The following is a 12,949-nucleotide window of genomic DNA, read 5'->3' on the forward strand; positions in this document are numbered from 1 at the left end:
AATACCCTTTGGTATTCAGCTTTCCATTAAAAAAGAAGCAAAAAAAACCATATCCGGCCGAAAACACCTTTCAATTTGGATATATTTGGCCATAAAAAATCCTCCTCAAGATCTCGCAATAGATGTCTTCGCACCACTTTGTCCGTGAAAACCAAGAGCCTGCGCTGTTTCTGATACAGCCTGAACAACTTTCATCCGAGCTGTTGGGTGAATTACTCGAATGGGTGCCCACCGTGATCACCACCGAAGAAATGCTGGGCAGCCTGCATGATCAGGGCGTAAAGATTGATGCGGTAGTACTCAATATTCCTCCTTCACCCTTAGTTTCGGAAATAATTCAGGAACAGCACCCAATAGTGGTAGTAGACAGACAGGAACAGACTTACCTGAGCGCGGGCTTGGAACATTTACTGTCGGTGGGCCAATCCGCAGTAAATTTAGTAGGCGTCCCCTACCGGGACACACACCTTTTGGAGGAGTTTCTGTACCGGCTGGACATTATCTTATTTGATGGCCCGATCCGTTACTTCCCCGTAAAAGAGACTCCCTTCAAAAAATGGATGAATGCCGGCAGCATCCATATCCACGGGGCTGAGGACAGCTTTGTAGAAATCGGTACAGGCAACCAAACCGAAGTTATTCAACTAAAAGACGCCACTTTTTTGGAAGTAGACGAGGGGCATATTACGTTTAAGAGCAAGGGATTGTTTTGGGTGGGCGAATTTGTTGGGTCAACCCAATAGGGGCTTCTGTCCCCGCACCATTCGGTCTTTTCCTTGCATGTCCCTTTTGATTTCCACTTTCTCCAATCCGGTCTCCAGAAATAGCTGCCGGGTCTCCTCTCCAAAAGATTCATTGATTTCCACGTACAACATTCCCCCTGGAACGAGGGAATCCATAGCCTTCGACGTTATGGCGGCATAAAATAAAAGTGGAGCATGATCTGGAACAAAAAGTGCCAGATGAGGCTCGTGGTCCAGAACATGCGGAAGGATGGAGGTTGCCTCGCGCTGGGTTACGTAGGGTGGATTGCTGACGATAATATCCCAGCCGCCCGGAGGCAAGGCGTCATTCAATACATCCAATTGATGAAAAGCCATTGCCACATGGTGCCGCTGGGCGTTTTTCTTGGCCACGCCAAGTGCATGTTCGCTAATGTCCAATGCGTGAACCGACGGATGCTGAAGTTCCAACGCAAGGGTGATGGGAATGCAACCGGATCCGGTACCGATATCCAATACCCGTAACCGGGATTGCGGATGGGCTTGGATAATCCAGTGAACCAATTCTTCAGTTTCTCTTCTGGGAATTAGCACATTGGAATCTACCAGAAACGTCCTGCCGTAAAAAAGTGCTTCACCGAGTACGTACTGGATAGGAACACCAGCCAAAACCTGTTCCAAGGCTTCGCTGTAGGCAAGCGGCACTTCGGAAATCGGCCGATCCAGCAGGATATCCACCCTGCTTAAGCCCATGAAATGCTCGATTAACCAGCAAACGATGGTCTCTGCCTCTTCTTTAACATAGTGCCGCAGTAAGCTGTTGCGACCGGACAAAAATAAGGATCTGACAAATTGCTGGCTCATGGAGTCAATACGAAGGTTGTTTGGGGCAACGATTGATGAGAAAGTAGAAATAAACGGCACCGATCGAATAGCATACCACGTCCCATATATCCCGGGTATAGCGACCGGAAAACATGGGTAGCAAAACCTCGAAAATAAAACTGATATAAGCGACCCCCACAATTATCTGAAGCGTCGAAAAAGAAAACAATTCACCTTGGGGATGAATCCATCGAAACACCTGCAAGCTGATCCCTAAAATAACCGGCATCGCCAAAAGATCATCCAGATAACTATGAACAAACGGAATGAAAATGCCCTGTATTTTTTCCAGGTATTGATTGGCCCAAAACAGCAGGCAGGGGGCGATAAAATAGGGGTTTTTCCAAACTTGCATCACCCGGGAAGAACAGCGATCAACCAAGCGATGAACGTGATGATGGAGATGTAAATGGTGTAGAAAAAATTTCCCACTTTCTTTGCTCCTTTCATAAACCCGCTGTCGGTATCTTTGATATAAAAAATCCAGTTTTCGCGGTTTGCCTTTTCCTGAGCCAGCCGTTTTTCGTGATAATGAAGATCCGCACCCCCCAGCTGATGGCCGCAGTGCTCACAGGTATCATTTATATCTTGGTTCCATTTTGACCAAGCGTTACAGTGTGGACATTTTTTTTCTCCCATACCTCACAAAGGTACCAAATTCCTGCCAAAGTGGCCACAGGCCTCCGCCGAGCCAGGAAAAAACAGGATCGGGCGTTAGCCGCTGGTAATTCCGTATATTTGTCCCCTTACTTGAACTATGTACTCATGAAGCTCCATCAAAACACCGTACAGGGGGTAATCGATTCCTTGGACGTTATCTTTCACCAAAACGGATATGCCGACAAGGTTATCGAGCGAACGCTTAAATCCCATCCAAAATGGGGAGCGAGGGACCGTGGGTTTGTAGCGGAAACGGTGTATGAGATGGTTCGTTGGTGGCGGTTGATACAGGCATTGAGCCCAAGCCAGGACCTGTACAAAATGCTTGGCACCTATCTCCTTTGGAAAGGGCAAAACCTTCCCGATTGGAAGGAATTCAAAACATTGGACGCAAAGCTTGTCAAGCGAAGGTTGGAAAAAATCGAAAAAAGGGCGATACTTGAATCCATTCCTGACTGGATGGATGAGCTCGGCGAATCGGCGCTTGGTTCCAAATGGGATGCCGAGATTGCCGCGCTGAATGAACCTGCGGCGGTGGTTCTTCGTGCAAATTCGTTGAAGACCTCCGTTCGGGAACTAGCTGAGAAACTCCAGGCTGATGGAATCCAAAGCCAGGTTCCAAATGGGTACCCGGACGCCTTGGTGCTGGCCCAGCGCCAGAATATTTTTCGATCTGCCCATTTCAAGGAAGGCCTTTTTGAAGTCCAGGATGCGTCCTCCCAATTGGTCGCGCGGGCACTGGACGTAGCTCCAGGCATGCGGATAGTGGATGCCTGTGCCGGTGCCGGTGGCAAATCACTGCACTTGGCCGCCCTGATGGAGAACAAAGGACGCATCCTTAGCATGGATGTATTGGACTATAAGCTGAAAAACACCAAACTCAGGGCGCGCCGTGCGGGCGTGTCAATAATAGAAACCCGCGTAATAGAAAGCAATAAAACCATCAAGAGGCTGCGAAACTCGGCAGACCGCCTCCTGTTGGATGCGCCCTGTTCGGGAATGGGTGTGCTCAAACGAAACCCCGATACCAAGTGGAAACTAAGCATGGACGAAATAGAGCGGGTCAAGATCATTCAGCAGGAAATCCTTCAGGGGTATACCACTATGCTTAAACCTGGAGGTAGGGCCGTGTATGCCACCTGCAGCATTTTGCCCGATGAAAACGAAAAGCAAGTGGAACGATTTCTATCTTCGGAGGTGGGCCGTTCCTTTCGACTTATCGAAGATCAAAAAATACTGGCCCACGAGTGTGGTTTTGATGGTTTTTACATTGCCCAACTGGAAAAAACCAGCTAGAAACAGTAAAGGTCTGCGAAGAATTTGTGTGCGGATGCTCCTAGGTAATTTCAAAAAATACTGAACTGCCAAAGAAAATTTCTGAAAGGGATCACATTTTTCCTACCTGTGATAGAAATTTTCAAATGGAATTGATTTACATGTAAAAAACGTAGTATCTTTGACGGGCAAATACGGATCCCTAACGAATTTGCCATGAACAAAAATTCCGATAAATTTCTCTTTGAAGCACTCACCTACGACGACGTGCTTCTGGTGCCTGGTTATTCAGAGGTTCTCCCCCGACAAACAGACACTTCCTCCTACCTCACCAAAAATATCAAGTTAGAGATTCCGTTGGTTTCTGCGGCCATGGATACGGTTACAGAGGCTGAGCTAGCCATCGCCATTGCGCTCGAAGGTGGACTAGGTTTTATCCACAAAAACATGTCCATCGAGAAGCAGGCGGCACAGGTCCGCAAAGTGAAACGCTCCCAAAGTGGTATGATTCTGGACCCAATAACCCTGGACATCGATGCCAAAGTGCGGGACGCGGAGCACTTTATGCGGGAATACAACATAGGAGGCATCCCGGTGGTCGACAAGGACCGTTATTTAAAAGGGATCATCACCAACAGGGATCTGCGGTTTATCAAAGACTCCAACCGGGACATTCGGGAGATCATGACCACCCATAACCTGATCACTGCCAAAGCGGGGATTTCCCTGGAGCAGGCAGAGGAGGTTTTACAGGAATTCAAAATAGAGAAGCTTCCCATCGTAGATGAAGAGGGGCGGTTGACCGGACTGATAACCTACAAGGACATCCTTAAGCGGAAGGACAAACCCCACGCCTGTAAGGATGAATTCGGACGTCTACGGGTAGGTGCAGCGGTGGGCGTGACGGCTGACTTGGTCGAACGAGTAGAAGCATTGAAAGTGGCCGGTGTGGACGTTGTGTCCATCGATACGGCACATGGCCATTCCAAGGGAGTGATCGATGCATGCAAACGCATCAAGGCCGCATTTCCCGATCTGGATGTCATCGTGGGAAACATCGCCACGCCTGAGGCAGCCTTGGCACTGGCAGAGGCTGGCGCTGACGCGGTAAAAGTCGGCGTAGGGCCCGGAAGTATTTGTACTACCCGCGTTATAGCGGGGGTAGGGGTACCTCAGCTATCCGCCGTATACGAATGTGCGGAAGCGTTGAAAGGTACAGAAGTAGGTGTAATTGCGGACGGCGGGATCCGGTATTCAGGGGACTTGGTGAAGGCTATCGCCGCGGGCGCAAGCTCGGTTATGGTGGGCTCTATCCTAGCGGGGACAGAAGAGGCACCGGGAGAAATCATCATCTACGAAGGCAGAAAATTCAAATCATACCGTGGCATGGGATCCCTGGAGGCCATGGAATCGGGATCCAAAGACCGGTATTTTCAGGATGCAGAGGACAATATCAAAAAACTGGTACCAGAAGGCATCGTAGGACGCGTGGCATTTAAAGGATTGGTTTCGGAAGTGCTTTACCAATTGGTAGGCGGTCTTCAAGCGGGCATGGGATACTGTGGCACCGCCACCATCGCCGACCTCCAGAAAAATGGAAAATTTGTAAAAATTACCACTGCCGGTGTGCGTGAATCGCATCCACATGATGTGAACATCACCCGGGAAGCTCCCAATTACAGCGCAAAAATGTAGGGTGTACAAACCCTCGGATTTGATAAAAAAAGAAGCCTTTGGAATTCCCCGGAGGCTTTTTTGTTAACATACTAATGTAAAGGTTTTACCGTTTTGTAACCTATGGACACTAACCCATCTAGTAAGCTGATTCGCGATGCAGGCAAATTCCCTTGCAAAACCATCCTTGCTGCGTTGGTCTTGGTTCTTGGAACGGTTGCCTGTCAGTCGAACTTCATGCCCAAACCGAAAGGTTTTAACCGAATCGATCTCCCAGACCCTGCCTTCGCGGTGTTGGAAGGAGCTTTCCCCTACTCGTTCGAACATTCCAAGTATGCCCGTGTAGAGCCCGATACCTTTAATCCGAACGAAAAAACTTGGATCAACCTGCATTATCCCGAATGGGAGGCGAGAGTACACCTTACCTACAAGCCGGTAGACGGGCAGCGTTCTACCCTAAAGGCTTATCTGGACGACGCGCTTTCACTTACATCAAAGCACCAAATAAAGGCCTACGGAATCGATGAAATGGTCGTAAGAAACCCCGCGGGCCTTACGGGCTTGGTGGCCGAACTGAGTGGAGAAGTACCGACCCAATTCCAGTTTTTCGTGACCGATTCCACCAGCCACTTTCTGCGAGGTGCTCTGTATTTCAATACTGCTGTTCGGAATGACTCACTTGCACCGATCATTGAATTTATCAAAGCCGACGTGATGCACCTGATCAATACACTGGAATTCGAGAGTCAGCGGCTTTCCCACCTTAGCAAATAAAGACCAAACACGGGTATACCGAACGCCTGTCAATCTATTTTTTTGCATTCCAAAACACCGCTTGGTCGGTGGTCCTGCCCAGTCCGTCATGGGGGCCGTGGAAATAGCCACTTCCTCCGTTATAAGCAGGCACCCACTCCGGCTTATTGCGGAGCATCGCCTCTAACGTCAAAAGTGCCAGCGGCTCTATCGCGTTTATGCTTCCATACAGATGATCGGAACTGGGTATGAACAGGCCGTTGTGAAAGCGGTTTCGGACAATGTTGTCTCCCAGTTGTTCGGCCAGCTTTCGAAGTCCCAGATCCGAGGAATATTTACACAGTTCCAGAACGCCAAACAACACCAAGGGATCCGATTGCGAAGTTTCTAAATGAAGTGAGCGCTTACCGTCGGGTGCACCTAAATCCCCGAGATCAAACCCTTTGGCCATTTGTCGCAGCGTTTCCCACACATCCTCGTCGGAGGTAAGCCGGTAGGCCAACGCATAGGACCAAAAAAGAATAGACGGAACTTCACTGGATCGAAAGGTGGTTCCTGCTTTGCCATAGTATCCGTCCCGCTTGATTACATAACCGGACAGATCGGTTCCATCTGCCCAAATAGGCTTCGCGTGATTCCGCACGGGATCATACCCATACTCAGCCCATGCTTTCATTCCCGCCAATGTCCAATCCAACAGCTGGGTACCGCGGTCTTTCAACCTCTCTGCCATTTGTAGTTGGATAATGGCATTGTGCCCATAAATGGATCCTGGGCTCCGTAACAGATAACCTTCCTTTGCCACTTCACCAAAGTCAGCGGAAAACTGGTTTTCTGCCCTGTCCCCGTAGTTCGAAGTGGTGGGCAATGGCCCCGAAGCAGGGGGATTGTTTTTCCGAATTGGCTTACTGTATTGATATACTCCGAGGTTAGTCTGCGGGTGACGTGCCTCCACATACCGTTTGGCGAGGTGATTGGCCCACTGAAAGGCTCCCTCTTCACCGTTTAACTGATACAGCTCAAACCCGGCATAAATCAGATCTGTGCCTGCATTGATAAAGGTAAGACCATCTCCTTCAAAAAAGGGTGGGCTATCCATGGGTACATGATCCCAAAGCTTGCCCATGGTAGTTTCATATTCCCCATGGCGATTCATGTCCAACGTCTGCCAGTCCAATATATGGGCATTCCAAAATGCCCGGATAAACTTAGTCGTGGCCTCGGGATCTACCTCCCACATCAATTCATAATACGGAAGGGTAAACTTAAACTCATGTCGATACCCTTCTCCCACAAAGCGGCCCGAAGCCAAGTCAAAAAAACGATGCCCGCCCCAGTACATCAGCCCATTTTCGTGCTGTTGGTGCTTGAAGCCATAGGAAATGGCATTAATTGCCGATTGTCTATATCGGTCATCGCCGGTAATTCTGCTTAAGCCTACCAGTGTCCGAAAGAAATTCTGCTGATTGGCGAGGTTGGAGGGAATCCAACGCTCCCCTTCGTGCACCCACTCAACTGGCGCGTAATCCGACACGCTCAGGCCGTCCACCAATAGAGGGCTCTCTTGATCCCTGAAACGATCCGAGGCGTGCGCAAGAACCGTTTCGGCGAATCGTTGTACCGCGGCAATGCGTTCGGAAGAATACCCCCTAGGCTTTCTTTCCTTTGAAGCCTGGAGCTTTAGTCCGAACAAAGCAATAAACAGGAAGACTACCGACACAACGGCAAGTTGGGCGATTCGATGTGACATGGGCTGGTGGGCTAATCAGACAGATTGGTAGTGTGAATAAGTAGCCAGTGAACAGTTGGAGGGTCAATATACAAAAAAAACCAGACCTTCCCAGACTGCTTGATAATTTTTTCCTGTATTCAACAGCGCATCAGTATATTACCGGTGAATTGTCCGCCCTGTAGCTAACAGATTATTCGTGTATCAGGTGTTTGTCATATCCCAGGTGAATCAGATCCTCGTAAGCCCTCCACACCTCCTGCGGTATCTCTTGGTAGGTTTGAAATCCCTTTTCGGGATAAACTTTGATTCGCTGAAGATCGCCTACCATGGCGTTGATCAGCAAGTCTGAGGAGATATCATCATTCGGATAATCTTCCAATGGGATTTGTGGGCTGGTCACCATAACCTCTTTGTCAGGCCAATGGATTTCAAAAGTCGCCAGGATCCTTCGCTCCATAAAGGGTTTCTGCACTAAGATAAAACGGTGAGGATTTAGTCCTTTTTCACTAAAAATAGCCTGGGTATTCCGGAGGTTTTCTCCTGTATTCGTAGACTTGTTCTCGATCAGTACCGCGGATTCCGGCACGCCCATTTGAAACGCCACTTGAGCAAACTTTTCGGCTTCCGTCTCATCCCAAACCCCTTGGGTGAAATTACCGAGACCTCCGGAATACACCAGCAGGGGTGCATATCCCTGTAAATACAGGTTAGCTCCCCGCTCAGCTACCCGGATATCATTGCTGCCCAGAACAAGTATACAGTCTGCCGGACTTAGGGTATGGTTGGTATGGTGATAGTCCCATAATATGCGGGCAAGATTCCAAATCTTGGGCGATAGGTCCTCTAAGGGCAGTTTCATAGGCAGTTGCTCACAATTGATTAGCGAAAGTAAACCCCTCGATCGACAATCGCAATTCGATTGGGTACAAGAGGTTCTGATTAAAAGCATCATCCAAAGGGGGTGCCTTTCTGTTTTTGGCCAAAGTATATAAGGGGAATCAGAACTGAACACCTGACGAACGCTTTTTTCGGTTTTGGTCAGCATTTCCGTAAACACAAACCGGGGCAGTAGAATTCCAACTTATTTATCATGCATTGGGTGGTGCCTTTTTAGTCAGCTATCACAAAACGGCGAAAAGTCCAGTTCGAATCTTTACCGAAGATCTGGACAACATGCTCATTTGGGAGGCTTCACGCAGGATCACCTATACCAAGGAGGCCTAGTCACTTGAGGACACGGAAAAGATAGGATAGTGTAAACTCCAACTGCGTAAAATTCAGGTCAAAAATCCGATTTTGGGTCTCCGGACGTCCAAACTCGTAGGAAAACCTAGCTTCACCCTGCAAGGTATGTTTGCCAAAAAGCTTTGAAATGCCCACGCCCCCGGTTAAACCATACATGATTTTCCGGGGATCATCTCCGGGCTGCCCGTAGGTGGGAATGACCAAGTTGCCCTCGCTGACACGGCTGATGTCCCTCACATTTAGCAGATACCCCACATGCGGGCCTAGCTTAAGATGGATTCTGCCGGTATTTCCCAGGTAGAAGTTCGAAAGGATCGGAATTTTAAGGTAATCAAACCGGGTCTCATTTCCTTCGTTTACAGAATCAACCGCCGAGAATCCGGTAGAAAGTAGTTGAAACTCTATCTGTCCGCCAGCATTTTTTTCAAAAAATTGCTCTATCACAAAGGAATGGGTCTGGGCAGTGAAGCCCTTTACGCTACGTGGGAAGGATCCCAAGGTGACCCGATAGGAAGCACTGGAGGTAGAATATCCGGTTCGAAATCCAACGCTGGTCTGTCCCAGCACGTGGCCATGGAAACCAACGAGCAGAATAACCACTAATAAAAACCCATGTAGCCGGATCATTCCCATGTGTGTGTCAAAGATAAAAACAGTAACCGGAAAGCCCGGCTACTGCTTCTTCTTTTTAAGTTCATCCAAATCATCCCGGTCCCGGAGCTTCTTGTCATCGACATTCTTATTGAGGAACTCGTTGATCTTGTCAATGGAAAATGAGCTGGAAATCTCCCCAAAGGAATTGATATTCATCTGAAAGCCCTCCAGCTCGGGATTTACCTTTGGAGTTTCCTCCTTTTTCGGTTTCTTGCTCATGTTTATTCTTATTTTTATACGAAGCCAACAGACCTAAGGCAGTTTATACCTTTACCACTAAGGTCTTTAACGCAGATGCGATCCGATTGGCCAGTTCTTCCTTTCCCAAAATCTCAAAAACCTGCATCAAGTCGGGTCCTGCACCCACACCGGTCACCGCCAAGCGTACGGCCTGCATGATCTTGCCCAATTTCACACCGCAGGCTTCCGCTGCCTCATGCAACAGGCTCTTAGCCGTATCCGCGTCCAGATCTCCAGGTAGTTGCTCTACACTTACCTGAAACGCTGACAGTACCTGTACCGCGTCGGTATTCCATTTTTTATCGGCAATCGCCTCGTCGTATACTTCCGGCGCAAAAAGCATAAACCGTCCTTCCTTCCACAAGTCCGCCGGAAACGTAGCGCGCTCCTTCATCAATGCGGCAATTTTTTCAGCCTTCGCTTCTGAGATAACAATCTGCTCCTTGGCCAAATCTGCCAATAGGTAGTTGGCCAGTTCGGTATCGGTCTTCCGCCTCAGGTACTGTTCATTGTACCATTTGGCCTTGTGTATGTCAAATTTAGTGCCCGACTTACCAATGCGCTCGATGCTAAAGGCCTCAACCAATTCCTCCACCGTAAACAACTCCCTGTGATCGCCGGGATTCCAGCCCAGAAAAGCCAGAAAATTCAAAAAAGCATCCGGTAAATACCCCTGCTCCCTAAAACTGTCTGCTACCTGACCGGTAGCAGGGTCAGTCCATGGAAGTGGAAATAATGGAAACCCGTGCTTCTCCGCATCCCGCTTGGATAGTTTCCCGTTGCCATCGGGCTTCAAAAGCAGCGGCAGGTGGGCAAACTCAGGCATGGTATCTTCCCAACCAAAGTATCGGTACAAAAGTACATGCAACGGAGCAGACGGAAGCCACTCCTCTCCACGTATCACGTGCGTAATCTTCATCAGGTGGTCGTCCACGATATTTGCCAAGTGGTAGGTGGGCATGCCGTCTGACTTCATTAGCACCTTGTCATCCAATGTGCTGGAATGCACCATCACCCAGCCTCTGACCTTGTCATGCAGCCTGACTTCTTCCTTACGGGGGATTTTGACACGAATGACGTAGGGATCACCCGATGCCAAGCGCGCTTTTACTTCGTCCGCGGGGAGTGTCAGGGAGTTTTTCATCTGCATACGGGTGATGGAATTGTACTGCGGAGATACTACTCTGGCAGCAGACAAGCGCTCCCGCATGGCCTCAAGTTCCTCAGCCGTATCAAATGCATAATAGGCATGTCCCTTGTCCAGCAAGTCCTGCGCATACTGCATGTACATCTCTTTGCGCTCTGACTGCCGGTAAGGGCCATATTCACCCGGGCTCCATGGGCTTTCATCTGGGCTTATACCCAACCAATCCAATGATTCCTTAATGTATTCTTCCGCTCCCGGTACAAACCTCGTCTGATCTGTGTCCTCGATACGCAGAAGAAACTTTCCACCGGTCTTTCTGGCAAACAGATAATTGTACAATGCCGTCCTTACACCACCAATGTGCAGCGCACCCGTAGGCGAAGGGGCAAATCTTACGCGGACTTCTTTACTCATCTTTTTCGTAAACAGGTTTCAATCAAACAGCAAAGATAAAAAAATTCAGGCGAATCATTGGAGATAGGCCGTAAGTATTGTTTTTCGCTTTGGCGACATGGTTATAGGCTCAAATAGGAATGCATATTACCGGAAAACCCAAAAACAAAACCTTCGGTACGAAAAAATTGTTTTTGAGCGGTAGACTTCCTCCAATGCCTAGAAAAGATTCCACAGATCCGATGACCCCCGAGCTGGTCCGGTTGTTCAAACTATTTGGCGCGGCATCGTTGTTATTGGTCTTGATACTGTCCTTTTTCAACGAGCGAAGAGCGGACAATCGAGGTGATCGTGGGGACTCGAGCATCAGCGATGCCAGCCGGATATACTTCAAGAATGTACGAAGGGCCTATTACGACCTGGAAATACGAAATGATGCCAAAATGGAACTTTATCGCCTTGGAAACCGGGTAAAGGACTCAACGGCCCTCGCCCTAAACAGCGTGCTGATCATCAACAAAGTCAAGGATGCCGCGTACCTCTATTTAGAACCTCAAGGACAACTTAAAGAAGTAAATCCCCTCCCCATTCGGTGGATTAATGCCATGGGTGACACCACCGAAGTTTCGATAATACAGGGCGATCGCGAATCACATTTTTACTTTGTTGAGAAAATTTTTCCCCATTTGGGTGATAAAGTAAAGATAGAGGCCCATACCTGTTCGGATTGGGTTCAAATTTTGGAGAGGGAGGAGGAGTTAGAATCGCTTCGCATCACAATTGCTGACTTCTTCAGGTTATTGGGCAGATAGCACAACGTTTTCGATCAGCCCCAAAACTTTGGACTTATAAAAAACTTCGGTGTAGCCGAAGCTGTTTTAGGCGTATTGTTGAAAAATAACCGGATATTACATCCGCAAAGTAGATGGGCCGACAAACAGAATAACAAATGCAGTAGGCGCAAGCTTTCTGTGCCGATAAGAACAGCTGAATTTCCTTGGGGGTTGTCCTCGATCGATGCCGCCTGTAAATGCAGAATGACAACGTAGTTAGACTTAAAAAACGTAGTTAGACCTAAAAAATGTTACGACCATGACTGATGAATCATCCATTCCGGTATTTGGGATGCCGCTTCGGGGGGCACTGCTGTTGGCCGGTGTTTACAGCTTTATATGGGGGGCGTCTTTTAAGTGGTTTGGGCCAACCGTCCTCGGATGGATGTCTGCGGGGGAACAGCTTGAGAACCTTTCTACCAATGCCTACGGAACGTTTGGTATGCTCATTGGCTTTCTGCTATTTCTAAGTGCCTTTTATCCGTTTAGCTGGGTATACTTGATCTTAGCGGGCATCGTAGGAAAGTTGATCTCGGCCGCTTGGTTTTTGGTGGTCTTTTCTGACGTAATCGCTTGGAACAAACGATCCATTTTTTACTTGATTGCCAACGAGCTAATCTGGCTGATACCTCTCGCCTTCATAGCCTATAAAGCCATTCAGGGACGCAACTACCTGAAAACGCTGGGCCAGTAATAATCGAGTAGGAAGATAGGGATTAGTTCCCTATCTGTCCTC

At 48.5% G+C, this 12,949-nt stretch carries 14 protein-coding genes; 6 read left to right on the top strand and 8 right to left on the bottom strand.

The window, feature by feature from the left end:
* Positions 1–122 precede the first annotated feature (122 nt).
* The gene (locus ADIS_RS17370) at positions 123–743 is read left to right on the top strand and encodes a hypothetical protein (protein ID WP_010855965.1); all 621 of its coding nucleotides are present in this window, start codon (positions 123–125) and stop codon (positions 741–743) included.
* Here ADIS_RS17370 and prmC read toward each other — a convergent pair.
* Genes prmC through ADIS_RS17385 form a run of 3 tightly spaced genes read right to left on the bottom strand, consistent with a single transcriptional unit; the run spans position 732 to position 2,246 of the window.
* Positions 732–1,586: a peptide chain release factor N(5)-glutamine methyltransferase gene (gene prmC / locus ADIS_RS17375; RefSeq protein WP_035806706.1), complete on the bottom strand. Its 855-nt coding sequence runs from the start codon at positions 1,584–1,586 to the stop codon at positions 732–734. The two genes, ADIS_RS17370 and prmC, sit on opposite strands and share 12 nt — an antisense overlap.
* Before the next feature lie 4 nt (positions 1,587–1,590).
* Positions 1,591–1,962 (bottom strand): hypothetical protein, encoded by a 372-nt coding sequence (locus ADIS_RS17380; protein WP_010855967.1) that lies wholly within the window; start codon positions 1,960–1,962, stop codon positions 1,591–1,593.
* Complete coding sequence (locus tag ADIS_RS17385; protein ID WP_010855968.1) at positions 1,962–2,246, bottom strand: hypothetical protein; 285 nt, start codon at positions 2,244–2,246, stop codon at positions 1,962–1,964. Before ADIS_RS17385 ends, ADIS_RS17380 begins: the two co-directional genes overlap by 1 nt.
* A gap of 126 nt (positions 2,247–2,372) precedes the next feature.
* On the opposite strand from ADIS_RS17385, the gene ADIS_RS17390 reads away from it, so the two are divergent.
* From ADIS_RS17390 to gldD, 3 genes are all read left to right on the top strand, one after another.
* Positions 2,373–3,563: an RsmB/NOP family class I SAM-dependent RNA methyltransferase gene (locus ADIS_RS17390; protein ID WP_010855969.1), complete on the top strand. Its 1,191-nt coding sequence runs from the start codon at positions 2,373–2,375 to the stop codon at positions 3,561–3,563.
* Positions 3,564–3,758: 195 nt separating this feature from the next.
* The gene (gene guaB, locus ADIS_RS17395) at positions 3,759–5,237 is read left to right on the top strand and encodes an IMP dehydrogenase (protein WP_010855970.1); all 1,479 of its coding nucleotides are present in this window, start codon (positions 3,759–3,761) and stop codon (positions 5,235–5,237) included.
* 102 nt (positions 5,238–5,339) lie between these two features.
* On the top strand, positions 5,340–5,990 hold the full coding sequence (gldD, locus tag ADIS_RS17400; protein ID WP_081634980.1) for a gliding motility lipoprotein GldD: 651 nt from the start codon (positions 5,340–5,342) through the stop codon (positions 5,988–5,990).
* Positions 5,991–6,024: 34 nt separating this feature from the next.
* Here the strand turns inward: gldD and ADIS_RS17405 are convergent, their stop codons facing one another.
* The 5 genes from ADIS_RS17405 to gltX form a co-directional block, all read right to left on the bottom strand.
* Positions 6,025–7,719 (bottom strand): exopolygalacturonate lyase, encoded by a 1,695-nt coding sequence (locus tag ADIS_RS17405; protein WP_010855972.1) that lies wholly within the window; start codon positions 7,717–7,719, stop codon positions 6,025–6,027.
* A 172-nt stretch (positions 7,720–7,891) separates the two neighbouring features.
* Positions 7,892–8,560, bottom strand: coding sequence for a YdcF family protein (locus tag ADIS_RS17410; RefSeq protein WP_010855974.1), 669 nt, complete (start codon positions 8,558–8,560; stop codon positions 7,892–7,894).
* Positions 8,561–8,925: 365 nt separating this feature from the next.
* Positions 8,926–9,573 (bottom strand): outer membrane beta-barrel protein, encoded by a 648-nt coding sequence (locus ADIS_RS17415; protein ID WP_155907586.1) that lies wholly within the window; start codon positions 9,571–9,573, stop codon positions 8,926–8,928.
* 45 nt (positions 9,574–9,618) lie between these two features.
* Positions 9,619–9,819: a hypothetical protein gene (locus tag ADIS_RS17420; RefSeq protein ID WP_010855977.1), complete on the bottom strand. Its 201-nt coding sequence runs from the start codon at positions 9,817–9,819 to the stop codon at positions 9,619–9,621.
* A gap of 43 nt (positions 9,820–9,862) precedes the next feature.
* Positions 9,863–11,401 (bottom strand): glutamate--tRNA ligase, encoded by a 1,539-nt coding sequence (gene gltX, locus ADIS_RS17425; RefSeq protein ID WP_010855978.1) that lies wholly within the window; start codon positions 11,399–11,401, stop codon positions 9,863–9,865.
* Between the two features lie 194 nt (positions 11,402–11,595).
* Between gltX and ADIS_RS17430 the strand changes: the two genes are divergently transcribed.
* Together ADIS_RS17430 and ADIS_RS17435 are read left to right on the top strand one after the other, a co-directional pair.
* On the top strand, positions 11,596–12,192 hold the full coding sequence (locus ADIS_RS17430; protein WP_035806715.1) for a hypothetical protein: 597 nt from the start codon (positions 11,596–11,598) through the stop codon (positions 12,190–12,192).
* A 280-nt stretch (positions 12,193–12,472) separates the two neighbouring features.
* Positions 12,473–12,907, top strand: a complete 435-nt coding sequence (locus ADIS_RS17435) for a hypothetical protein (RefSeq protein WP_010855981.1) — start codon at positions 12,473–12,475, stop codon at positions 12,905–12,907.
* Positions 12,908–12,949: the final 42 nt, after the last annotated feature.

Source organism: Lunatimonas lonarensis, assembly GCF_000390185.1.
Lineage (GTDB): Bacteria > Bacteroidota > Bacteroidia > Cytophagales > Cyclobacteriaceae > Lunatimonas > Lunatimonas lonarensis.

Excerpts from the sequence above, each read along its gene's own strand:
- ADIS_RS17370 (WP_010855965.1), top strand. The coding sequence starts at position 123 with ATGTCTTCGCACCACTTTGTCCGTGAAAACCAAGAGCCTGCGCTGTTT.
- prmC (WP_035806706.1), bottom strand. The coding sequence starts at position 1,586 with ATGAGCCAGCAATTTGTCAGATCCTTATTTTTGTCCGGTCGCAACAGC.
- ADIS_RS17380 (WP_010855967.1), bottom strand. The coding sequence starts at position 1,962 with ATGCAAGTTTGGAAAAACCCCTATTTTATCGCCCCCTGCCTGCTGTTT.
- ADIS_RS17385 (WP_010855968.1), bottom strand. The coding sequence starts at position 2,246 with ATGGGAGAAAAAAAATGTCCACACTGTAACGCTTGGTCAAAATGGAAC.
- ADIS_RS17390 (WP_010855969.1), top strand. The coding sequence starts at position 2,373 with ATGAAGCTCCATCAAAACACCGTACAGGGGGTAATCGATTCCTTGGAC.
- guaB (WP_010855970.1), top strand. The coding sequence starts at position 3,759 with ATGAACAAAAATTCCGATAAATTTCTCTTTGAAGCACTCACCTACGAC.
- gldD (WP_081634980.1), top strand. The coding sequence starts at position 5,340 with ATGGACACTAACCCATCTAGTAAGCTGATTCGCGATGCAGGCAAATTC.
- ADIS_RS17405 (WP_010855972.1), bottom strand. The coding sequence starts at position 7,719 with ATGTCACATCGAATCGCCCAACTTGCCGTTGTGTCGGTAGTCTTCCTG.
- ADIS_RS17410 (WP_010855974.1), bottom strand. The coding sequence starts at position 8,560 with ATGAAACTGCCCTTAGAGGACCTATCGCCCAAGATTTGGAATCTTGCC.
- ADIS_RS17415 (WP_155907586.1), bottom strand. The coding sequence starts at position 9,573 with ATGATCCGGCTACATGGGTTTTTATTAGTGGTTATTCTGCTCGTTGGT.
- ADIS_RS17420 (WP_010855977.1), bottom strand. The coding sequence starts at position 9,819 with ATGAGCAAGAAACCGAAAAAGGAGGAAACTCCAAAGGTAAATCCCGAG.
- gltX (WP_010855978.1), bottom strand. The coding sequence starts at position 11,401 with ATGAGTAAAGAAGTCCGCGTAAGATTTGCCCCTTCGCCTACGGGTGCG.
- ADIS_RS17430 (WP_035806715.1), top strand. The coding sequence starts at position 11,596 with ATGCCTAGAAAAGATTCCACAGATCCGATGACCCCCGAGCTGGTCCGG.
- ADIS_RS17435 (WP_010855981.1), top strand. The coding sequence starts at position 12,473 with ATGACTGATGAATCATCCATTCCGGTATTTGGGATGCCGCTTCGGGGG.